The 22,802-nt window shown below is 40.1% G+C and carries 21 protein-coding genes and 1 tRNA gene; 8 read left to right on the forward strand and 14 right to left on the reverse strand.

The features are described from left to right. Positions 1 to 883 precede the first annotated feature (883 nt). Both proB and PHAL_RS0114450 read left to right on the forward strand, forming a co-directional pair. Positions 884 to 1,990 carry a glutamate 5-kinase gene (gene proB / locus PHAL_RS0114445; RefSeq protein WP_016709135.1) on the forward strand — a complete coding sequence of 369 codons (1,107 nt, stop codon included), beginning with the start codon at positions 884 to 886 and terminating at the stop codon, positions 1,988 to 1,990. After that, on the forward strand, positions 1,987 to 3,234 hold the full coding sequence (locus PHAL_RS0114450; protein ID WP_016709136.1) for a glutamate-5-semialdehyde dehydrogenase: 1,248 nt from the start codon (positions 1,987 to 1,989) through the stop codon (positions 3,232 to 3,234). The genes proB and PHAL_RS0114450 overlap by 4 nt, the downstream gene beginning before the upstream one ends. A gap of 73 nt (positions 3,235 to 3,307) precedes the next feature. On the opposite strand, the gene PHAL_RS0114455 is transcribed toward PHAL_RS0114450, so the two are convergent. From PHAL_RS0114455 to PHAL_RS0114470, 4 genes are all read right to left on the reverse strand, one after another. Beyond that, positions 3,308 to 5,482: a two-component system response regulator gene (locus PHAL_RS0114455; protein WP_016709137.1), complete on the reverse strand. Its 2,175-nt coding sequence runs from the start codon at positions 5,480 to 5,482 to the stop codon at positions 3,308 to 3,310. A gap of 103 nt (positions 5,483 to 5,585) precedes the next feature. Then, positions 5,586 to 8,057 carry a hybrid sensor histidine kinase/response regulator gene (locus PHAL_RS23110; RefSeq protein WP_016709138.1) on the reverse strand — a complete coding sequence of 824 codons (2,472 nt, stop codon included), beginning with the start codon at positions 8,055 to 8,057 and terminating at the stop codon, positions 5,586 to 5,588. Continuing rightward, complete coding sequence (locus tag PHAL_RS0114465; protein WP_016709139.1) at positions 8,057 to 9,319, reverse strand: ABC transporter substrate-binding protein; 1,263 nt, start codon at positions 9,317 to 9,319, stop codon at positions 8,057 to 8,059. The genes PHAL_RS23110 and PHAL_RS0114465 overlap by 1 nt, the downstream gene beginning before the upstream one ends. Before the next feature lie 159 nt (positions 9,320 to 9,478). Next, positions 9,479 to 9,554, reverse strand: a tRNA-Ala gene (locus tag PHAL_RS0114470). A 174-nt stretch (positions 9,555 to 9,728) separates the two neighbouring features. On the opposite strand from PHAL_RS0114470, the gene PHAL_RS0114475 reads away from it, so the two are divergent. After that, positions 9,729 to 10,115 (forward strand): hypothetical protein, encoded by a 387-nt coding sequence (locus PHAL_RS0114475; protein ID WP_016709140.1) that lies wholly within the window; start codon positions 9,729 to 9,731, stop codon positions 10,113 to 10,115. Beyond that, positions 10,116 to 10,616 (forward strand): prolyl-tRNA synthetase associated domain-containing protein, encoded by a 501-nt coding sequence (locus tag PHAL_RS0114480; protein WP_016709141.1) that lies wholly within the window; start codon positions 10,116 to 10,118, stop codon positions 10,614 to 10,616. Here PHAL_RS0114480 and PHAL_RS0114485 read toward each other — a convergent pair. After that, on the reverse strand, positions 10,583 to 11,725 hold the full coding sequence (locus PHAL_RS0114485; protein ID WP_016709142.1) for an MFS transporter: 1,143 nt from the start codon (positions 11,723 to 11,725) through the stop codon (positions 10,583 to 10,585). The genes PHAL_RS0114480 and PHAL_RS0114485 overlap by 34 nt on opposite strands. Before the next feature lie 208 nt (positions 11,726 to 11,933). Between PHAL_RS0114485 and PHAL_RS0114490 the strand changes: the two genes are divergently transcribed. From PHAL_RS0114490 to PHAL_RS0114505, 4 genes are all read left to right on the forward strand, one after another. Continuing rightward, positions 11,934 to 12,473, forward strand: coding sequence for a DUF2058 domain-containing protein (locus tag PHAL_RS0114490; RefSeq protein WP_016709143.1), 540 nt, complete (start codon positions 11,934 to 11,936; stop codon positions 12,471 to 12,473). A 142-nt stretch (positions 12,474 to 12,615) separates the two neighbouring features. Beyond that, a complete protein-coding gene (locus PHAL_RS0114495; RefSeq protein WP_016709144.1) occupies positions 12,616 to 12,939 on the forward strand; it encodes a c-type cytochrome in 324 nt (107 codons plus the stop codon). Between the two features lie 159 nt (positions 12,940 to 13,098). Then, entirely contained in the window at positions 13,099 to 13,866 is a 768-nt protein-coding gene (locus tag PHAL_RS0114500) for a class II aldolase/adducin family protein (protein ID WP_016709145.1), read from the forward strand. Between the two features lie 24 nt (positions 13,867 to 13,890). Beyond that, positions 13,891 to 15,066, forward strand: a complete 1,176-nt coding sequence (locus tag PHAL_RS0114505; RefSeq protein WP_016709146.1) for a mandelate racemase/muconate lactonizing enzyme family protein — start codon at positions 13,891 to 13,893, stop codon at positions 15,064 to 15,066. 236 nt (positions 15,067 to 15,302) lie between these two features. Here PHAL_RS0114505 and PHAL_RS0114510 read toward each other — a convergent pair whose 3' ends face one another. From PHAL_RS0114510 to zapB, 9 genes are all read right to left on the reverse strand, one after another. Next, on the reverse strand, positions 15,303 to 15,680 hold the full coding sequence (locus tag PHAL_RS0114510) for a hypothetical protein (RefSeq protein WP_016709147.1): 378 nt from the start codon (positions 15,678 to 15,680) through the stop codon (positions 15,303 to 15,305). A gap of 18 nt (positions 15,681 to 15,698) precedes the next feature. Beyond that, the gene (locus PHAL_RS0114515) at positions 15,699 to 17,273 is read right to left on the reverse strand and encodes a S41 family peptidase (RefSeq protein WP_016709148.1); all 1,575 of its coding nucleotides are present in this window, start codon (positions 17,271 to 17,273) and stop codon (positions 15,699 to 15,701) included. A gap of 49 nt (positions 17,274 to 17,322) precedes the next feature. Beyond that, a complete protein-coding gene (locus tag PHAL_RS0114520; RefSeq protein ID WP_016709149.1) occupies positions 17,323 to 18,165 on the reverse strand; it encodes an amidohydrolase family protein in 843 nt (280 codons plus the stop codon). After that, complete coding sequence (locus tag PHAL_RS0114525) at positions 18,162 to 18,890, reverse strand: SDR family NAD(P)-dependent oxidoreductase (RefSeq protein ID WP_016709150.1); 729 nt, start codon at positions 18,888 to 18,890, stop codon at positions 18,162 to 18,164. Before PHAL_RS0114525 ends, PHAL_RS0114520 begins: the two co-directional genes overlap by 4 nt. 9 nt (positions 18,891 to 18,899) lie before the next feature. After that, positions 18,900 to 19,388: an FKBP-type peptidyl-prolyl cis-trans isomerase gene (locus PHAL_RS0114530; RefSeq protein WP_016709151.1), complete on the reverse strand. Its 489-nt coding sequence runs from the start codon at positions 19,386 to 19,388 to the stop codon at positions 18,900 to 18,902. Between the two features lie 71 nt (positions 19,389 to 19,459). Then, complete coding sequence (locus tag PHAL_RS0114535; protein ID WP_016709152.1) at positions 19,460 to 20,947, reverse strand: LysM peptidoglycan-binding domain-containing protein; 1,488 nt, start codon at positions 20,945 to 20,947, stop codon at positions 19,460 to 19,462. A 54-nt stretch (positions 20,948 to 21,001) separates the two neighbouring features. Continuing rightward, entirely contained in the window at positions 21,002 to 22,021 is a 1,020-nt protein-coding gene (locus PHAL_RS0114540) for an MBL fold metallo-hydrolase (protein WP_138973958.1), read from the reverse strand. A 103-nt stretch (positions 22,022 to 22,124) separates the two neighbouring features. Then, positions 22,125 to 22,424 (reverse strand): cell division protein ZapA, encoded by a 300-nt coding sequence (locus PHAL_RS0114545; RefSeq protein ID WP_016709154.1) that lies wholly within the window; start codon positions 22,422 to 22,424, stop codon positions 22,125 to 22,127. Continuing rightward, a complete protein-coding gene (gene zapB / locus PHAL_RS0114550) occupies positions 22,424 to 22,654 on the reverse strand; it encodes a cell division protein ZapB (protein WP_029216176.1) in 231 nt (76 codons plus the stop codon). Before zapB ends, PHAL_RS0114545 begins: the two co-directional genes overlap by 1 nt. Positions 22,655 to 22,802 lie beyond the last annotated feature (148 nt).

A 22,802-nucleotide genomic window follows, 5' to 3' on the forward strand; every position in this document is an offset into this window, starting at 1 on the left:
TGGAGTAACATTTTAGAGACTAATGATACAGGGGTATACACGTGTATGTTATTTTTTCCTAATAGAATTTTAGCTGTTTATGAAGTTATTTGTGGAAGAAATGAAAATTAACTGCGTTTAAAATAATCAAAATGAAGTAAAGTTACCATAACCTATTGATAAATATGTATTTTAAAATTTTTTAGGATGAATAATAAGCCAGCCGGACGAAATGTAGCCTTGATCTCTTCCCTAAAATTAGCGTATTATAGTTAGTGTTCAAACAATTAGTTATCTAATTAGTTATTTTTTAGAACTAAGCGAATACATATAGTTATTTTTAAGTCGCTATTTATTTCAATGGCTTAGATTGAGGTTACTATATTTATATGCTTAAAAATTAACTTTTAATTGTTTGGAACACAATTTGTATAATTTTACTCACTTTTAGTAGTTAGTTAATTTGAACAAAAATTACCTTTTGGTGATTTATTTAGTTTGAGTTGAACTGTTACTTGCTCAATATTTGACACCCATCGTGGTGAGCAAATCTCGGTCCTTGAGTCATCACCCTATCTGTTGGTGTACCAGACTCTAGAGGCTCTATGTATGTTGTTAATAAAAAAGCCTCACACAGCTTTTTACAGCGATGCATAAACAACACTTTTTTATTTACTTTATAACTGTTCAGTCTTAATGATTGAGCTAAAGTTATGCTATACCTATTGCTTAGTAAACATACTGAGTGAATGTTTTTGGCTGAGTATTTAAAAGTGCAGAATGAAAGTGAGTGAAATGGAACGTACACATTGTTAACTCGTAATCTAGTGTAGTGCTAGGTGATTGTTTTCATACTTACCCTACTAAAGGGTAAAACACAGTTAAAATGGAAAGTTGAACATTTATGCAAAAGTTAAATTGGCGACGTATCGTATTAAAAGTAGGTAGCGCATTAATTGCACCGGATCAAGATGGCTGCCGCTCGCGTTATTTATTAACCATCGCTCAGTTTATTGTTCGTTGTCGTAGTCAAGGAATTGAAGTGATTTTAGTTTCGTCAGGCTCAGTTGCTGCTGGCGCGCATTTATTTCCTGCTCAGCAAGAGCGTACTGTGGTAATGAAAAAAGCCATGGCAGCGGCAGGCCAAACAGAAATGATGGCAATGTGGGACCGCTTTTTTGACTTCCCATCGGCACAAATTTTATTAACTCATGGTGATTTACGCGACCGTGAGCGCTATCAAAGTATTCGAGAAACCGTATTTACCTTACTTGAGCATGGTGTACTGCCTATCATGAATGAAAATGATACGGTGACCACAGATGATTTAAAGGTGGGTGATAACGACAATTTATCGGCGATGGTGGCAGCGGCCGCAGATGCTGATGCATTAATGATTTTTTCAGATGTAGATGGGCTTTATGATAAAAACCCGAACTTACATGATGATGCGGTGTTATTGCCTGAAATTAAATCAATTGATGATTCAATCTATGCTATGGCAGGATGTGCTACCAGCGCGGTTGGTACCGGTGGGATGAAAACTAAAATTGAAGCGGCAGAAAAAGCCACTTCACACGGAATTACTACGTACATTATTAACGGTTTTAAAGAGAAAACATTTACACAACTACTGGAAGGCGAAAACCCAGGAACTATTTTCTTGCCGTATGAAAAACCAATGCAAGAAGCTGTACACTGGATGACACATACAGCAAATGAGCAAGGTGAAGTTGTTGTTGAAGGTTCATTTGATGAATCTCTAGAGGGTGAAACAGGCTGTATTCGAGGTGATGAAATTGTTGCTGTACATGGTGAGTTTGCGGTTGGTGATACCATTTTAGTTCGCAGCAATGATGGTACTCGATTAGCTAAAGCGACCGCCAATTACAGTAGTTGTTTATTGAATTTTATAGCTGATAACGAACAAAGCGAATTTAGCGACAAAATGCAAGATTCGATCGGTCCCGTTATTTCAGAAAAAGATATCGCATTATTGGAGAAGTCATGAGTTTAATTACGGATATTTCACGTCAAGCAGCAAAAGCGGCACATCAGTTAGCCTTACTCGATACCGAGACCAAAAATCAGGTGCTACTAGAAATGGCTGCGGCACTACGTGCGCAAAAAGCCTTTATCATTAAAGAAAATGAAAGTGATTTAGCTGCTGCGCGCGATAATAATTTAGCAGCATCAATGGTTGACCGTTTGACGCTCAATGATGAACGTATCGAAGCGATGGCGGAAGGCATCGAAGTGATTGTAAGTCTTGATGATCCTGTGGGTCAATTACGTGATATTACAGAGCGTCCAAATGGTATTAAAATTCGTAAGATGCGCGTACCGCTGGGTGTTGTTTGTATGATTTATGAAGCGCGTCCAAATGTAACTGCCGACGCAGGTGCTTTGTGCTTTAAGTCAGGTAATGGTGTAATTTTACGTGGTGGTAAAGAGGCACTTAAAAGCTCGCAAGCAATAGCCAGCGTAATGCACAGCGTACTTGAGCAGCATAATTTACCTACAGCATTAATTTCAGTTATCCCAGATCCAGATCGCGGTTTATTAATGGAGCTTATGCAGCAGCGCGACAGCATTGATTTAATCATTCCACGCGGTGGTGAAGGCCTTATTAATTTTGTGACAGAGAACAGCACGATCCCTGTGATCCAACACTTTAAAGGTGTGTGCCATTTATACGTCGATAAAGATGCCGATCTTGAAGTGGCTATTAACTTACTACTGAATGGTAAAACCCAGCGCACCGGTGTATGTAATGCATTAGAGGGCTTAGTGGTTCATCAAGATATTGCTGATGAATTTTTAAATCTATGTGCTGTTGTATTACGCCAAGAAGGGGTAAAAATTAATGCAGACAGCCAAGCTGCACAGTATTTTGATAATGCAACCGTACTTACAGCAGAGCAATTTGGTGAAGAATACCTAGATTTAGAAATCGCAATTCGCGTTGTACCAGACTTTGCCGGTGCCATTGACCATATTGCACAATTTGGTTCAAACCATACCGAAGTGATTTGTACTAAAAATCAAGCTGCCGCTGAGTTATTCCAACGCAGTGTTGATGCTTCAGTCGTAATGGTAAATGCGTCGTCACGCTTCTCAGATGGCTCACAGTTAGGTTTAGGTGCAGAGATTGGTATCGCAACGTCAAAATTGCACGCTTACGGCCCAATGGGCTTAGAGTCACTTACCACAGAAAAATACTTAGTGAATGGTGAAGGCCAAGTACGCGAATAAGCCTTAAGTTAATGCGCGGCTTTAGCTAGCTATAACGAGTAAAAATAATACCGGGCAATTAATTAGCTCGGTATTATTTTGCCAATTTTTTAAGCCAATCACTAGCAGGCTCAGGCCTATGTAGATGGTAGCCTTGTAAAATCATATTTGGGTAGGCTTGCAATAATTCAAAGTGCTCATCGCCTTCAACCCCCTCAGCAACCACTTCTAAATCAAATAAATTCCCTAAGCTGACGATCATATCAATAATAAGTTTATCGTTTTTATTAGTGGGTGCTTCAAATACAAATGATTTATCAATTTTAAGTTCATGGATCGGCAGTTGTTTTAAATAGGTGAGGCTTGAATAGCCAGTACCAAAATCATCAATCGATAATCTAACACCTAATTTTTTTAATTGATGTACAGCGGCAATTGCTGCTTCCATGTGATTAAGTAATGTACCTTCAATGATCTCTATTGTCAGTGTTTTAGGATTAATTTCACTATTGTTGATCTGCTCTGTTATAAAGCTTAGAAAACGGTTTTCGTGAAAGTGCCGGCCGCTAATGTTGATTGATAAACTCAGTTGTGGGTGTTGCTTGTTTACTTTAGCTAATAGGGCTAATGCTTGTTGAGTAACCCAGCAGTCTAAGTCAAAAATAATATCGGATTCTTCAGCAATTGGAATAAACTCCGCGGGGCTAATAAATCCTTTACTAGAATGCTCCCAACGTAATAATATTTCGGCCCCTTTTAATTGCTGTTGGCGATCAAATTGAGATTGTAAGTAAAGGGTGAGCTCATTTTGATTAATAGCTTTACGTAAATCTTGTTCAATTTCAAAGCGCCGTTTTGCTTGCTCGCCAAACGATGTGTCAAATGAGGTGATACGGTTACCGCCTTTTTCTTTGGCTTTATAGCACGCGGCTTCACAGTTTCGAATGGTTTCTATGGCTGATTCACGCACTTCCATATGCGGAAATAAATAGCTACCAATACTGACCGTTAAAGTTATTTGCTCGCTATCAATCTCAAATGGCTGACTGATAACTTGCAATAACTTTTGCGCTTTACTTTCAGCTAGCGATTGTGCACGTATACGGCCGCACCCTTTGTTTGCAGTACTCAAAACGGCAAACTCATCACTACCAAGGCGTGCAATCACATCATTATTATCAATACATTTATCAATTCTACTCGCAAGCTCTTTTAAAACGGTATCTCCAGCAAGCAAACCTAAGCCATCATTTATGGAATGAAAGCTGTCAATATCAATAATATAAATATACGCATAACTGTGCTCGGTATAAGATTGGCGTAGCTGTAAATCGAGCTGTTTTAAAAAATTATTGCGATTGGGAAAGCCTGTTAATTCATCGTGCCAGGTTAAATAATCGATCCGCTCTTGAGTTACCTTTACACTGGAGATATCACTAAATACACCAATAAAATTGACGTTAGTGTCGGCGTCATTTTTCACCATACTTAGGGTTAATAATTCAGGGTATAACTCGCCATTTTTACGACGCGTGACAAGTTCGCCACTCCAGTAACCAGCATTACTTGCATGTTGCCAAATATCAGCAAAGCTCATTTCTGGGAGGTTATTTTGTTTAACATCTTTGAGTGGTGTATTTAAGGCTTCACTTTCGCAAAAGCCAGTAATACGGCAAAAAGAAGGGTTGACTGCAATGATGATCCCTTGGCTATTAGTGATTACCACACCATCTGCGGTACTGGTTAACGCTTGATAAAAAAGCTTTTGTTTGGCAGAAAGTTTTTTAAGCTCAGTTTCGCGCTTGTTTAATTCACTGGCGAGCTTTTCAATTTCTAATAATTTATCGTGTAGGTCAAAGTTTTTTTCGATCAAGCGATCTAGCATACCTTGTACAGTGATATGAGTACGAACACGGGCACGTACCAGGGCTAATTTATAGGGTTTGTGAATATAATCTACCGCGCCCAGTTCAAAGCCTTGTTCTTCAGAGTCTTCATCAGTGAGTGCCGTGACAAAGATAATTGGAATACCTTTGGTATGTTGGTTACTTTTGAGAATTTTACATACTTCATAACCATCCATATCAGGCATCATAATATCAAGAAGGATCAAATCTGGGCGAGTTGTTTTAACAAACTCAATAGCTTTAGGGCCGCTTATAGAAACGCGCACATCATAATCAGACAACAAACCTTCAACCAATATATGTAAGTTGCTAGGCTCATCATCAACAATTAAAATTAAGGGTTTTTGTTGCTCATTAGTCACCAGTACACCGGTTATTAATTGTTCTTTAGATAGTACGTTAAATTCTTCTTTTAGTGTGTAACTATATAAAAGTAGTCCACTGTTCCTGTTCTTGTCTAATTTTCTAGCTCTTTAAATATTGTTTAATTAGTGCCTGCGTAACTGGAAAATTAAACTGCTCAAGGGAGTCCTTTATTGCACTCAAATGTGGGTCGTCGCCGGACTTTTTAATGTGATCTGTTAATTGCTGGCGTAGCTTTGCTGAAATAGGCCGCGCTGCTTGAGTGTCTAACAATATCATTTTTAAATAATCAGTTTGGATTATGGTATTTGGGTCTATTTGTGGCGTCACTTCTAATTGTTTGGTTAGTAAATATTGATCGATAGCACATAATGAAAGTGTAAAGCTCTGTTCGAAAGCATTAAAATCGACCCTGGCTTGCTCCTTTATCTCGGTTTTCAAAGTCTGTGTAGCATGGGTTAGTTGTTCAAGCCCTAATGTACCAACTAAACCAGTTAAAGTGTGTAAGGCTCGGCGCAGTTCTAGGTGGTGATGTTGAGCATAAAGCTGTTTAATGGTCGGTATAAAGTCAGTATAGTCATCTTTAAAGCGCTGATACAGTGTATTTAGTAGTTCTTCATTAAAATCTAAGTTCTCTAAAGCTACCGCAGGGTTGAGTAACAGTGGTTGTGGATTATGGCCAAAATCAATGGTTTTATGGGCAGTAGCGGTAAAAGGTAAAGTGAATGAAAACGCAGAACCTTGGTTTGCAACGCTGTGAACTAGAATTTCCCCACCGAGTAATTTAACGAGTTTTTGGCTAATGGTTAAGCCTAAGCCGGTACCGTTAAATTGGCGGTTTATATTATTATTCCCTTGATGAAAAGGGTTAAAAATCTCTTGTAATTTATCAGCTTCAATACCGATACCTGTATCCTCAACGGTAAAACGTAAAGTAATGATTTGATGTTGTTGAGCCACCGTTTCGATAAATAGCTTAACTTCACCTTGGTCGGTGAACTTAACGGCGTTATCAATTAATGCATACAGTATTTGACGGAGTCTAGCTGCATCTCCATTAAGAGGTTGTTTTTGATCAGTATGGCAGGTGATTGTTAGCTTTATATTTTTCTTTTTAGTAACACTCGCAAAAGAAGTATTTAAACTTTGTATAATGTTTATGAGTGTAAAAGGAGTGCTTGCTAGCTTTAAGCGTTGAGCATCAAGTCTGGCAAAGTCGAGAATATTATTGAGAATTCCAAGTAAGTTATTGGCGCTGTATAATGCTCTACTTACATGATTTTGTTCATGTTTACCAATATCAGACTCTTGAAGTAATTGCAGCATACCTAAAATACTATTCATGGGGGTTCGTAGTTCGTGGCTAATATTGGCAACAAAGTCACTTTTTGCTTTGTTGGCCTTCTCGGCTTGCTCTTTCGCGAGCATCAATGCTGCATTGATATCTTTCATCTGCACATTAAGTTGCTGTGTTTCTATGAGCAACTTATTACTTTGCTGATTTTTTCGATATAGCGCATTAGCAGCTTTTATGGCACTGGTAATTTCGTTTTTTTGGTTGGGCTCGTCCAGCTCAGTGGTGAGCCTGTCATTATTCATATCTTCAAGTAAAAGTGTTAATTTGCTGATTGGAATAATAATTGCCCTAGCGATAAATAAGCTAACAACAATAATTAATACCACAATAATCAGCCCAAAAGCTCTAGACTGCTTAGCTGTTTGCGCTAGGCGGTCGGTTAGCTGTTGTTGGGCCTGGCTTAATGTTGCTTTTTCACTGTTATTAATTTGTTTAGTCAGATAAAGCAGTTCGTTAGCAATACCGGTTAATACAACATTAAAAGAGTAAATATAGCCCCTAGTTAATAATGTGAGTTGATTATAAGCACGGCGGATATTGAGTATGTCGATTGCAAACTCAGCTGCGGGTGCTTGCATGTTTACGAGTTCAATATTAGCCAGTTGTGCTTGCAGGGTTGTAATTTTAGTTGTGATGATTTGTGAGGCATCATAATGAGGGGTACGTAAATAAGTTAATGCCGCGTGTTCGATAGTGGATAAAGTGAGTTTAGCTTCGGCGTAATATGTTTTATCTTTTTGCTCAGCCTGTAGTTTTAAAGCATCGAGTTTATTATTAAGTAATGTAACTGAGAGCTTAAATTGATCATTGAATAACGTTTCACGGTTAGTTTGAATTTTAACGACTTGTTCGAAGGTGTTGTTGTAGTTAATTAAGTGATCCTCAAGGCGGCCCATTATAGATTGATATTGATGTTGCGCTGTTTTACTTGAAAAGGTGATTAGATTTTGTTGTGCTTGGTCATGAAAACGTTTGAAGTTGTTAATGGCGTTTGGTGTCGCATGATCAACATATTCCACAACCTGACCTTGCAGTGAAATAACATTATTCTCAAGGCTTGTTGTGAGCGCTGTTTTCATTAACGCATCATTTTGTAAAAAGAGTAACTTGGTTAATGAGCTTTGTGCTCGCTCAAAAAAATAGCTTTGCAGCAATAATAAGCAAATTAAAATACTGAGGGTAATGGTAATTTTTGATTTGATCGAGTGCAGCATCATTAGCGACTAATTAACTCATACCACTTTTGCAAGCTGTAATCGTAAGTTGGCATTACTGTATTCCATACTGCTACGTTACTTAAACGCGTTAAATAACTACCGCCACTTCTGCTACTCCCTGCGAGCACGGAAATCTTCCCTTGGGTATTTTGTAAATCTTGGGTTGCTTGCTTTCCCTCGTACCAATATTGCCACTCAGCATCACTTAGCAATGGCTTAGAGCGCTGTGGGTTACTAATATAATAGCCTTGACGCGCTATAAATGCACCTGGCCAACCAGATAGCCACCAATTCATATAATCATACGCTGCATCTTCTGCGTTATTAGCGACTTGAGATGATAAACACATTACTCCATGCCAACCTCTATACCCTTCCTTTGGGGCGGCAAAACGAACGTTGACACCTTGGCTATTTAGGCTTTCGACTGCAGGAGAAAACATACTTTCAATATAGGCACGGTTATTACGCATAAACTCAACTGACTCAGGTACCGAGTTCCAATAACCGCAAAAATGATCTTGTTTTTTATAATCGAGTAAAATAGCAAAAAGTTGGTCCAGTTCATTGCGGCTCATGGCGCCAATATCATGAAATTTTATTAACCCTTTACTTTGAGCTGCTAACGCTAAGTCAAACACGCCAATCGAAGGGGCGTTAACAATCGCCACTTTCCCGCGATTTTCTTCATTTAATAGCCATGACCAACTTTCAGTTTCATAAGCTGTGCCTAGCGGAATATGATCGGTGTTATAACCAAATGAATCTACGTTATGAACATAGGGTAAATAACTAATGAGGTCACTTTCAGTGCTGCTTAAGGTCCCATCATCTTGAATGTTTAACAGTTTATAGGGCGCATCGCCGGCACCTAAAGACGCGTTAGGTGTTAACTTGCCAGTTTTGGTAAGAGCATTGATTTCAGAAAAGTGGCTAATACGTTTTTTATCAATTGCCTGAATACTCCCCGCATTCCACAATACATTAATACTGTTTGACCATTGTTCGTATAAATCAAAAGAGCTTGGATCCATTGAGGCTTTTTGCAAAACAGCAGCACTGCCTGCGGGTTGAAATTTAATATCGATACCTAAATCAGCCATGGCTTGTTGACGAATAGCTTCTTGCAAAGTGACATGAGTACCCAATACACGTAGCGTCACTTTTTTACGAGCAAATACATAAGGAGCATGAGTAATAATACTTGCTGTGACTCCTAACGTGGCAATTTTCTTTAGTGTTGCTCGCTTAGGAAGATCCATAATTTAATCAATATCAATTGGCTAATATTTAGGTATAGCTAAGTATTAGCAATTGCTCAAGATTTAAGTATTTAATTGGTATAAAAGATTGTTGGAATTAGTATTTGATGAGGATGAAATAAACGTTTAAAAAGATGATAAATAAGAAGAGTAGGAAAGTGGTGGAGCTAAGCAGGATCGAACTGCTGACCTCCTGCGTGCAAGGCAGGCGCTCTCCCAGCTGAGCTATAGCCCCACATTCCTAAAGTTACGAATTTCGTAACCCACTTGAGATTCCCTTTCAAGCGGGACGAACTTTAATGAGATTTATAAATTTGGTCAAGCATTTTTTATATATTTTGCGAATTTTCACGCAAGTAGTGTATTTTTGATAGACTAGTAGCCACTAGAAAGTAAAAAGACTTTAAAGATGAAAAAATATGCATGGATCCTACTCGTTTTGCTCTGCGGATGTGCAAGTCAAAATGATGAGCCGCCTTTTGAAATTAATAACAAGCAGTTGCATACCAAGTTAGATGAGCAAGGTAAGAAGATTTTTGCCTATGTTGTGTCGGTCAAAGCGAATAGCCGAAAAAGTTTAAACTTAGATCGACCACTTACCCGCAGTGAGTTTAAAAGCTTTGCTGAGCAAGAATATTTTGAAGAATCGAACAGCTTAAAGCTAGAGTTAGAGGACCAAGCCGTAGAGTTATTGCAACAAGAGTTAAAAACAACGCAATACTGTAAGGATAAGTATGAAATAAACAATGTTGTATGGCGTGACTTAAGTGTGCAATTAAGGGGGCATTGTTTATAAATGGTGGCGGATAAAACTAAGTTAGCAGCACTGCTAGCGCATTTGGAAATTAGCTACGATGTAATTGAACATCCAGCATTACATGGCAGTCTGACTGCTGATGAATTAATGATAGAACGTCCCGGCACACGACTAAAAAATTTATTCCTGCGCGATAACGAAGGTAAAAACCATTTTTTAGTGATCACAGCTCACGACAAACAATTAGATTTAAAAGCGCTGGCTAAATATCAAGGTTTGTCGCGTTTAGGGTTTGCTTCAGATGAGCGCTTGGCGCGTTTTCTAAAAGTCGCTCCTGGGTGTGTCTCAATGTTGGCGTTAATGAACGATAAGCAAAATAATGTCACACTTTGGTTAGACCAAGATATTTGGTTTGGCGATTTGTTTCATTGCCATCCGTTCGAGAACACGCAAACATGGTTGTTAAAAAAAGCCGATTTAGAACGTTTTTTTGCAAGCACAGGTCATCAACCTAAGGTGGTTTTTTTACCTGCAAAATAACCCGCAGCCACTAATGCTAAACCACATAAGCACACAAACAATAATGCTGCCATAAATGCAACATGGCCATAGTACTGGTAAACCAAACCAGGTAAAAAAGAGCCTAATGCCCCGCCACTGTAATAAAACGACACATAAGCGCCATTCGTTACACTCGGTGGCGCGTTACTGATTTTATTAACCAGTGGTGCGGCTGTTGAGTGAATAATAAACATTGCCCCACAAAAGCCAGTAAATGCCAGTAAAAATACCAACAACTGTGAACTCATTAAAAAGACCATGGTTGTACTATAAAACATAAATATTGCTGACAATAAATGCCACGGTGAAATACTTTTTCTTAATAGCCAAGGTGTTGCTATAGAAGCGAGTGCGCCGATTAAATAGCCACTGTAGACTAAGCCAATATCGCGAGTGTTAGTAATTAAAAAAGTGTCGCGTAAAATGAATGGCAAATAATTTAATAACGCTGCAAAGCAAAAAAACATACAAAACACAGCACCATACAACTTTAAGACGGCAGCATTAGCCAGTTGCTTTAAATAGTTTAGTGGTGAAAGCGCATTACTAACAATGGCGACTTGATGGCGTGGTATACATAAAGCTGAGCCAATTAAACCAGCAGCGATAACAAAATAAAAACTTTGCCATGTCCAAAGATCTGCAAAAACAGCGGCAAATACACGGCCAAAATAACCTCCTGCTATGGTGCTCCCTATATAGAGAGTCATGTTCTTTTGTAAGTGTTCCGCTTGATAAGTACTGCCAATATAGGTGGTCATTGCTGTAAGTGCGGCAGGTAACGTTAAACCTTGTAAGAACCGTAGCAACAGTAATAACTCAAAGCTGGGGGCGTACGCAAAAGCAATGCAACTAACAGCAAGTAGCAGCATAGTATAGCGAAGAATAGTAAGAGGGTTACGTTTAGCGAGTAGTAAACCATACATTAAAGGAGCGACGGCTAATGGGATCATAGTCGCCGTCATCAAGCTGCCCGCAGTGGCCGGACTAACTGAAAACTGCTCGGCAAATAAGCCTAACAATGGCTGTGGCGCATAAAGTACAAAAAAGATAAACACTGAGCACACTAATAAATGACTCAAGCGCATTATATTGCCCCTACTACAAAAACCACAGCATAACCTGATTGCTATTTAATTCAATCAAGTTAAACCTTTTTTCTTTTAAATCATCATTTATTGCGCTAAATCAGGGTATCAGCCGCAACAGTTTGTTAGATTAATAGCCGCAGCACTATGATTCTTCTGCATTGACGATTAAAATAATCTTAATATCAGTTTTTAATGGAACAAAGCCATGGGTTCATTACAAGACCAATTGCTAAAAGCAGGACTAACAACGTCACACAAAGCGAAAGTCGCTAAGACTGAAAAGCGTAAGCAGCAAAAAAAGCCTAAAAAAGGGGCCACAAGTAACCCCAGTGATCTGCAAAAACATATTCAGCAGACAAAGTTAGAGCAACAGAAAAAAGCAGAAGAGTTAAATCAGGCGCGTCAAGCTGAGCTGAAGCAGCGTGAACAAATCGCCCGTGTTAAGCAAATTTTAGAGCACCATAATCAAGATTCGATCCGTGGGGAGCGAACTTTTAACTTTACTTATGAAAATAAAGTAAAAGAGTTAGATGTAAACGAAAAAACCCAAAAGGCATTAGCCGGTGGGCGACTCGCTATCTGTGTTTTAGAAGGGCAGTTTTTTGTACTTGAAGATGAGCCTGCGCGAAAAGTGGCAGAAGTCGATGAAAAGTACATTGTGTTTCATGTTGAACCTGAAGACAAAGGCAAAGATGCCGATGATCCTTATGCAGATTTTGAAGTACCAGATGATTTAGTTTGGTAGCCTAGCAGCTAATTTGAACAGTGTGTTTGGTGATCTACTTGGTGTATAAATAACGTACATTAGTTATGTGCAAAGATCCGTTATTATGGTCTACAATTAGAGCAATAATTTTTATAAACCGTCAAAAAGAAGAGAGAATACAATGAGCAAGATAACAAAATTACTCTTAGGTGCCAGTCTCACTATGGCTGCAAGTGTGTCATTTAATAGCATGGCTGCCGATGGCGCTGCGCTTTACACTGCAAAACTATGTCAAACATGTCATGGCCCAGAAGGTAAAGCACCTATCATGGCTATGTACCCAAAACTAAATGGTCAGAATAAAGAGTATTTAGTCGCACAAATGAAAGATATAAAATCGGGCGCGCGTAACAACGGCATGGCTGCAGCGATGAAAGCAATGGTCGCAAATGTATCTGAAGAAGAAATGACAGCAATTGCTGATTATTTAGCAAACGTAAAATAACTTGTCTAAATGCTAGTTACCTACTTAACTGGCAGTAAACAGCCACACCAAATGGTGTGGCTGTTTTATTTTAAAGATTGATCATCCTCGCTCACTACTTTAGACTTCTATCCATCTATTTCGTGTTAATTGTTGAGCACGTTTCTATAAGGCACTGCAATGTTTGAATTACCACAACTTGATTTAAAAAATAAAGTTTCTGCCCAAGAGTGGCAGCTACGTATTGATTTAGCTGCCTGCTACCGGTTGGTTGAGCATTTTCGTTGGGGTGATTTGATTTATACGCATTTATCAGCGCGTTTGCCGGGTACTGATCATTATTTAGTGAATGCGTTTGGCTTAACATTTGATGAAGTAACCGCCTCCAATTTAGTTAAAGTGGATTTAAATGGCAATATTTTAGATGACACGCCATTTGCTATTAACCCTGCAGGGTTCACTATCCACAGCGCGATCCACGAAGTGCGTGAAGATGCCCACTGCGTGATCCATTTGCATACTAAAGAAACCATCGCCGTTGCTACGCAGCAAAATGGTTTATTACCACTGAGTCAATATTCCATGTTTTCACTGCCTTCATTGTCTTATCATGGTTATGAAGGGTTGGCGGTCAATAATGATGAGAAAAAACGCTTGCAAGATGATTTGGCAGATACTAATCATATGCTATTAGTAAATCACGGTGGCTTAACAGTTGGGCCAACAGTAGGGGATGCATTTATGCGTTTTTATGATTTACAGCGCGCCTGTGAAATTCAGCTCGCTCTACAAGCCAGTGGTCAAGCGGTTACACCAGTGCCGCAAGCGATAATAGATAATATTTATAATCAAGCGAATGTCGTACACAGTGGTAGTACTGGCGGACAATTAGCCTGGCCTGCGATGTTACGTAAAGCTTATCGACTTGATCCTAATTTTGCAAAATAACCAAGTTGGTTAATAAGGAATTTTATGAAAGTTAATCGCGTTGAAGTGTTTGATATCCATTGTCCAGACAGACCTGCTTGGACACCTGTATTTGTTCGTATTCATACCGATGAAGGTATAAGTGGGGTTGGTGAAGCTGGGCTTGCTTATGACTTAGGTCACAGTGCTGCCGCTGCCATGATCAAAGAAATGGCCGATGCATTTTTAATTGGGCATGACCCGTTTCAAACCGAAAAATTATGGTCACGTATGCTTCGTGAAAGCTTTTGGGGCTTAGGTGGCGGACCTGTAGTGTATGCTGCTATGAGCGCGATAGACACGGCTCTATGGGATATTAAAGGTAAAGCATTAGGTTTGCCTGTGTATCAGTTACTGGGCGGTAAAGTGAATGACAAACTACGTACCTATGCATCGCAACTACAGTTCGATTGGGACAGTGAATTTAAAGCGCTTGTGCATCCACAAGAATACGCTGAAGCAGCATTAAAAGCGGTGGCCGAAGGTTACGATGCGGTTAAAGTTGACCCGATCCAATACGATAAGGACGGTAATACCTATTACGATCGTACTAACATCATTTCACGCGCTGAGATGAAGCTTTATCGCGCGCGCATGCAAGCAATTCGCGAAGCGGTTGGCGATGAGGTTGATATCATTTTTGAATGCCACAGTTTACCTGGGGCAACTTCTGCCATTCAAATAGGTGAAATCGCCAAAGAATTTGACTGCATGTACTATGAAGAACCTGTTAATTATCTAAACCACTCTTTACATGCGAAGGTCGCAGATAAAGTGTCGGTGCCAATTGCTGGTGGCGAGCGCTTATATAACCGCTGGGGTGTGCGTCCGTATTTAGAAGATCAAAGTATTGATGTGCTACAGCCGGATATTGGTTTATGTGGTGGTTTTACTGAAACCAAAAAAGTGTGTGATTACGCAGATATCTTTGACGTGCGAATTCAAGCTCACGTCTGTGGTGGCCCTGTTGCCACAGCGGCATCATTGCACTTAGAAACAGCGATTCCAAACTTCTTAATTCATGAGCACCACACTTATGCGATTAAAAAGTGGAATAGAGAGTTATGCTTACAAGATCCACAGCCTAAAAATGGTTTCTTCGAAGTATCAGAGGAGCCAGGTATTGGTATTGAGCTGAACGATGAAATAGTGATGCGCTCGCAACGTGTAGAAATAAAATAAGCGACGAGTCGCGAGCTATGGATAGCGAGCTAAATTTAGCTCGCTTTTCATTAAGCTTATCCACTTTTTCTTTTAAAACTATTTCTTACACATTCACTGCACTACAATTTTGCTCGAACCTCGAACCTCGAACCTCGAACCTCGAACCTCGAACCTCGAACCTCGAACCTCGAACCTCGAACCTCGAACCTCGAACCTCGAACCTCGAACCAACCCTCGAACCTCGAACCTCGGACCTAGTTATAATTCACCTTACATTTCACATCCGGCAATGGCTCTGTGGCTTTGCTGTCTAAATGCCTTACAAAGCACAGATCATTTTTAATGAGTAGTTCATAGCGGTCTGGCATGTTGAGTTGCTTGCCCATGATTGGGTTACCAAACTCATCGAGTTTAGTAACGTTATCGACCACCAGTAAACTGCGCTGCATAAATACATCATCAGCGATTGCAATATTATCAGTGCGCATCAGACGAGCAATACCTTGGGCAATAAGCTCGCTTTGCGGTTTTGTTAGTAATGCATGCTGTAATTTGGGCGTGGCAGTTTCTGCTGTTGTACAACCGTAGAGCAGTACTGCCGTTATCATGAAATAGAGTTTTTTGTTTAGCATTCTTATGGCCTTAATAACTTACTGGCTTGGCAATATTTTATTTTGCTCAGCCAAAGTTGCGGCACGGGTGTCTTGTACAGCTGGCGTGTCGCTAAAGCGAGCGGGTGCAAAGCCCTGCTTACTGGCTATTGAGCTTGCAACAGGGCAACTGCCGCTTGCACGGTAATTAAGTGCTGCTTTAAGCATTGCTTCTTCAGGATCACCTAATTGATGGCTAAAGTCGTCAGCCACTGCGCAGCCTTCTACACGAACAGGTAAACGGGCGTTGTCAGTGGTATTTTGTGGTGCAAAACCGTCAGCATACTCCCCAAAGCCTTTGTGGTTCTCGCCGGTAAATTGAATACTAAAATAAGTGATGTCGCAGTTATCGGTTGCGTAAAAGCCATAGGGCTTACCGCAAGTACCAGCGCCAATTTGAATGACTTCAACATCAGCTCCGCGTAAGCCATTCATAATCGCTTCACTGGCTGAGCAGGTGCTAGCGGTCGTTAATAAATAAACGCGTTCTAAATTAAGGGTCGGTAACGGGGTGCCAGGTATTAATGCTGGGTTATCAGCAAAGCCAAGAAATTCATCAGTGAACATCACAGGTTCTAAACGTTGTCCAGTGACAGGGTTAAAAGTGGGGTGCTGATCGTTAAAAATCGTTCTTTCGAAAATTTTACCATTGGTATTCTCAGCTCCTGCGATCATGTAAGCAACTTGGCTTGCCATTTGTAAGAAACCACCGCCGTTGTAACGAATATCAATAATTAAATCAGTGACATTACTGGCTTTTAGATTATTAAAAGCATCATAAAGTGGTTTTTCAGCCACCGCATTATGACTATTAAACTGAAAGTAGCCTACGCTGCCATCGGCTAAGGTTTTTACGTTTGTAACAGGTTTAGAGCTAATTGTTTGCGAGGTTAAAGTGACTTCACGCGTTTCGTCAGTGTTTAAGTCCTTAAATAAAAAGGTCGTATTTTTCCCTGTTTGAGTTGGAAATAAACCTGCATTGAGGGTGTCTACTTCTGCTTGCGTGCTGGCATTAACAAAGTCAACGCCGTCAACTTCTAAAATCTCAAAACCACGAGCAAGATTTGCATTACTTGCAGGTGAGTTCGGCTCCGTATAGCTAATCACACCTTGGCGCGGCGCTGATGGGCTTATTAACTTCACTTTAAAACCATAGCCAAACGTTACACCAGATTGACTTTGTGCTTCCCATTGTGCGGTTGGTAGACTGGAATGAAAGTTATCTTTTTTAGCGCCAGAGTCAGTAATCTGCTCGGTTTTTAATAAGTTAAAATAGTCGCTCACAGCGGGAGTGAGGGCAGGATCACGATCGACTATTTCATCATACCAAAGGTAAGTTTCATTGCTCCATGATCGCAGCCAATGCTTTTCGTTTAGTGCTTGGCATTGTTGATCAAAGTTACTTGATGGTTGGAATACACCTTGAGTCCAATTGATACTGTTACCAGTGTCGCCATCACCATTGCTGTTATTGTTGTCGGTCATTGTACTACCGCCACCACAGCCGCTGAGCAGTACTAGCAAAGAGCAATTAATAAGCCCTAACGCGAATTTATTTGTTGATGAAATAGCCATATTTATACTTTATTTTAATACAACATAGCTTAAATATAGCGGGTTTTAATTAAACTTGATAGCAGTACTGTGCGTTTTTGTAGCTAAGTTGTGACCACATATTGTCACTCGTACAGCGCTGATAATGGCTATGCCAACATTGTTGATAACTTGCATTGATTTGGCACACTGGAAAGTTACTAGCAAACATTACTCGGTGTAAACCAAAGTGCTTAATAATAAACTCGAAGCACAGTTGTTGCAGGTTTTGTGAAAGTGCAGGAAATAATTCAAATCCTGAAAACTTGATCCTGCAATTGGCTATTTGTGCTAATTGGCGGATCCCTTGCTGCCAATCTAATAAGTCATTTGGCAAACCTGCATGGTTTATAACGATCTGTAACTGCGGTAGTTGATGGCAATAATTTACAATGTGTTGTGTTATTGCAAGGTTTTCAATTGCAAATTGTGCTTCGAAAATTAACTGCTCACTGCTTAGTAAAGCTAGGTTTTCTAGGCAGTTAGAATTGCTTAAACGTATGGCGTCGCTGCCTTGTGTAATATCTCGAATACCAATCAAGGAGGGGTGTGATAATGCAGTAATAGCAGCATTAAAATTACTTGGATGACCATCAATTTTGGCAAAGCTAATTGCTTTATAGTTTTGATCTGCTAAATGTTCAGCTAACCAAAGTAATTCGTTGATGGGTTGTTGGTTATCATAACCTGCCTCAATATGCACCAGGCCTGCCAGTTCAAACTGGGTTTGTTGCTGTAATTGCGCTGCGGTTATAGGTGCTTTAATTTTTGCTAAATTTGGCCAGCTGACCGGATTGTTACCTTGCAACCAATCGTATTGCCCCTGTGCTAAATTAAAAAAGTGCACGTGGGGATCGATAATACGTTCACTCATTGTGTTGTGTAGCCACCGTCAATGGTTTGCAAACTTCCAGTAATAAAGCTGGCATCATCACTGGCTAAAAAGTTAACAAGTGCCGCTACTTCATCAGCTTGGCCGAGTCTACCTAGCGGCTGCAAAGCACCTTCTTCGGCAACGATGCTTGCTTTATCTGCGCCACTGCGAGCGCAGTAGGCATCAATCGCATTATGAAATAGTGGTGTTTCTATGGTGCCAGGGCAAACAGCATTAGCGCGAATATTATATTGCGCGTAATCTAGAGCTGTGGTTTTGGCTATTGATGCTAAGGCATGCTTTGTTAAATTGTAAGCAAATGAATTGGTTTTGCCGATAATTGCTTGATCTGAGGCAATTAAAATAATCGCCCCATGTTGCTGTGCTTTCATGCTCGGTAAAACGCTCTGAATTGCTGCGTATGCACCTTTTACATTTAAGGCAAATAAGCTATCAAAGGTTGCTTCGTCGGTATTCTCAATCGTTGCACTTAAATGACGGCCCGCATTCGATACCAATACATCGATGCGTTGTTCTTGATTGGCAATATCTGTAATAACTTGCTTTACAGCACTCACATTACTGACATCACAGTGGTGCCAAATACCTAGCTCGCCACTTTCAATATCTAGGTTATGTACCTGATAACCATTCTTTAAAAAGCGTGCAACCACAGCTAGGCCTATGCCTTTACTGCCGCCCGTAACGATAGCAACCTTTGACATAGTAATTCCTTAGTGGTTGTGGCCGCAGCCGCCTTCGCTATGCACATGACCATGAGATAATTCATCGCTGGTTGCTTCACGCACGCTAAGTATTTGCACATCAAAAGTCAGTGTTTTGCCTGCAAATGGGTGATTTAAATCACAATCAGCATTGAAGCGGCCTACTTTTACAATCGTTACTTGATGACGACCTTGGTTTGAATGAACCATCGCTGTCATGCCTGGTTTCCACACTTTAGTGTCACCTTGTAGATGTTTAAGTGGAATGCGCTGAATAAGATCATCAACACGCTCGCCATATGATTCACTAGGTTCTAAAGTCACGCTTAAAGTGTCACCCGCAGATTTACCTTCAAGGGCTTTTTCAAGACCTGGCAGCATGCCTTCAAGGCCGTGGATATAACTTAATGGTTCATTGCCTGTACTTGTTTCTAGTTGCTCGCCTGCTTCACTTAATGTGTAGTGAAATTCCACGGCCGAGTTTTTGCTAATTTGCATGCTGATCTCTTTAATTTAACTAAAATGAAAAACTAATTTTACGCTAAATACGAGTGATGTGAAACTGCTGGTTAGTGCGGTTGTTTTAAGGTTTTTTCAAGTTCAGAAAGTAAACCTTCATTGTGTATTTGAGGAGCCGTTTTCGTTGCTTGTGGTAAATGTAAAACCAGTTGCGTACCTGGTGTTAAAATACTGGAGGCATTGAGTTGATTCCATTGCGCTAAATCACTATGCGGCACGTCGTATAGCTGGCTAATTCCCCAGATGGTATCGCCTGGTTTTACTTGATAGTGGATCGCAATCGTTGGGATCGCCATTTCATTCTGCTCAAGGTAAGGGCTAATTCTATAATCAATCGTTAATGAATCGGGCATAGTGCGAGGTTGTCCAATCATTAGGGTTTCACCAATACCAATTAGGTTGGAATGTTTATGATTTATAGCTTTAAGTTTTTCCACCGATAATCCAAAGCGGCGAGCTATTGAATATAAGGTGTCATCTTTTTTCACCGTATATTCACCAGCAAAATTACTCTTAAAGAATTGACTGCTTAGTAAGCTTTGTTGCTGTAATGGGAGTAATAAAGTGTGTGGGCCGTTGGGAGAACTTTGATTTTTTAAATAACCTGGATTCAGTTTATGTAACTGGTTACGACCGATGCCTGATAGGTTGGCTATCACTGAAAAGTCAAATTGTTGACCAATATTTAGTTCAGTTGTTAGTGCTTTATTCGCCAGCTTAGGGCGAGTCAAGCCGCGGTTTGGGTGTTTTACTAAGTAGCTTAGTGCAAGTAGTTTTGGTACGTATTCAGCGGTTTCTTTTGGTAATTTTAAAGTCCAGTAATCAGTGCTTTTACCGCGCTTTTTATTTTCGGCAATTGCGCGTTTTACTCGTCCTTCGCCACTATTATAGGCCGCTAATGCATGCAACCAATTGCCATCAAATTGTTTATATAAATACTCTAAATACGCCAGTGCTGCATCGGTTGAGGCCAAGACATCTTTGCGACCGTCATACCACTGATCTGATTTGATCCCAAAGTGATGGGCTGTCGCACCGACTAATTGCCATACTCCAACCGCCTGCTCTGATGAGCTGATGGTGGGCCTAAAGTCGCTTTCAACAAAAGGTAACAAGGCTAACTCCATCGGTAACTTACGTTGCTCAATTTTACTGACAATATGATAAAGGTACGGAGCAGCACGTTCATTGACTATCTGTAAGTAATTAGGTTGCTTGGTATACCATGAAATACGTTTGTTGAGAGCTTTGTTTAGATACACTTTGATGGTTAATTTATCAGCAATATGCTGCCATAAGTCTTGACTGCGATTGCTTGCTTGAGATTGTTTTGTAGCTTGTTGCGATGGTGCTTTTAATTTTATTGTTTGTTTTTTCTGTTCGCTGTCTGCCAGTGGCTGCGGGGTATGTGTTGGTTTAAAGTGATTAAAAATAATTGGGGCTTGCGGTGCATCACTTGGCTCTACAGGTTGCTCTGTTGTCTGGCAACCAGTAAGCAACAGTAACAACATTAATAGGGCTAAGAGATAACTGCGCATAAAAATCACTAAATTAATATCCTTTTAAAAGTCTAGCACATCCGCGTGCAGTCGCTATTTTGACTGTTTCGCTCGTTTAAGTCCAGCCTGTAGGAACAGAGGATAAGCTTTCTTGGATATTTCGTCGATTTGATAGTCTTTAGCAAATTGTTGATCAAAGCTGTGTTCTAATTGAGTTAAGTCTTGTTGTGGGTGCGCTAATACATGCGCTTCAATAGCCTGTAAAAAGCTTAAAGGTTGTTGTAAATCATCGACTTTAAGTACTCCTCCGTGTCCTGGAAGAATTAGTTTAATGCGTTTATCACTGTGTAATTGCGACAGTACTTTTATCCAACTATTAAAATTACCGTGACCTGGATAGGCTAGCCAGTCAACGAGATCTGCGCCAACTAAAATACGATGGTTTTCGGCGCTGAGAGTTAGATCAGCGTTGGTATGAGCTTGATAGGCGTTAATAGTGACAGGATAGTTACCAAGCTCCAGCGTGAGCGGCTGAGAGACTGGTATATTGGGTGCTTGCAGTTGGTATTGGCGCCAACGAAGCAATCGTTGTTTCGCTAAGTTGAGCTTATCGCGCCACTGTTGCTGCTGGGCTTCTGGTTGCTGTGATAAGCGTTGCAAGCTCAGTTCAATGCTTTTTTCATAACTGTCCAATTTATCAAAGTAAGCTTTTTGCAGAGTCTGAAACTCAGTTGCAAGCTGTTGATGAACAATTAGTTGGGCGTCAGGGTAGTGGTGTTGCAAAATAGCCATCCCCAGTAAATGGTCATCGTGAAAGTGGCTAGCAACCAAGTAGCATAAAGGAGTCGTTAAGGTATTTTTTAGGTGTTCAATGGTCGTTTCAACAGCGGCAAAATCGCCACTGGCATCAAACATTAATGCACATTTATCACCCTGAATAAGCACTTGGTTTGAATCATAAAAACGTAAATTACTCGACTGCTCTAAAAATTGTACATTTGCAGAGATAGTGCGCCATTGCGTTGGCGCAGCAGTTGTATTGGCTGCAACACAGAAGCAGCTTAGCAGTAAAAACGTAATAAATTTCATGGGAGAATAAAAATAATGGGTCATAGTGACAACCTGAGCAGCCAACAATAAAATAGCAAAGTTAGCGGATTTTGTTTGGAATTGATACTGGAAATAGCGAGATAATAAAAAAGCGCAGGGCGCTTTTTTATTTGGTTGATGATTGTCCTAAGTAAGCACTTAGTTTATCAATGAGCTGATCTTGTTGTTGTTGTTCAACGCTTTGCTGCGTTTTCGCTTCAAGTAACTCGTGGCTCATGTTCAAAGCTGCCATTAATAAGGCTTTTTGATCATTTCGCACGGTTGAGCGTTGCTTCATTTGTTCAACCAAATCATTTAAATATTTGGCTGATGCAATGAGGGCATCTTCTTGTCCTGCAGGGCAAGCAAATTGCTGCTCTTTACCAAGCAACTCAACGGTGACTCGCTGGTTTTGCAGCTCAGACATTAGCTAGCCTGTTGGACGCTTTGTAGCTTCTCAAGTAAACCAGTTAACGTTGTACTGGTGTCTTTTTGTTTTTCTTCACTTTCGAGGACTTCAAGTTGAAGAATTTCATTTTCATCGATTAACTTACTGTTTTTTTCTTTAAGCTCGCTAACCTGAGCTTGTAGCTGTGAATTTTGACCAATTAATTGGTCGATCAATTGTTCTAGTTGAGAAAGGGTATCGTTATTCATTAAGGCGCTCATAAAACTGTGATTATTGTCATGCAAATGTAAAGCAAAGTTGCTTTATATGCCAGCATTTACGTGCGTTTTAGCTGATTTTTATTTAATGTTAATGAGCTGTTCAGGCTAGCGCCTGATTTGTTCATAAGTGATTCAC

Source organism: Pseudoalteromonas haloplanktis ATCC 14393, from assembly GCF_000238355.1.
GTDB classification, from domain to species: domain Bacteria; phylum Pseudomonadota; class Gammaproteobacteria; order Enterobacterales; family Alteromonadaceae; genus Pseudoalteromonas; species Pseudoalteromonas haloplanktis.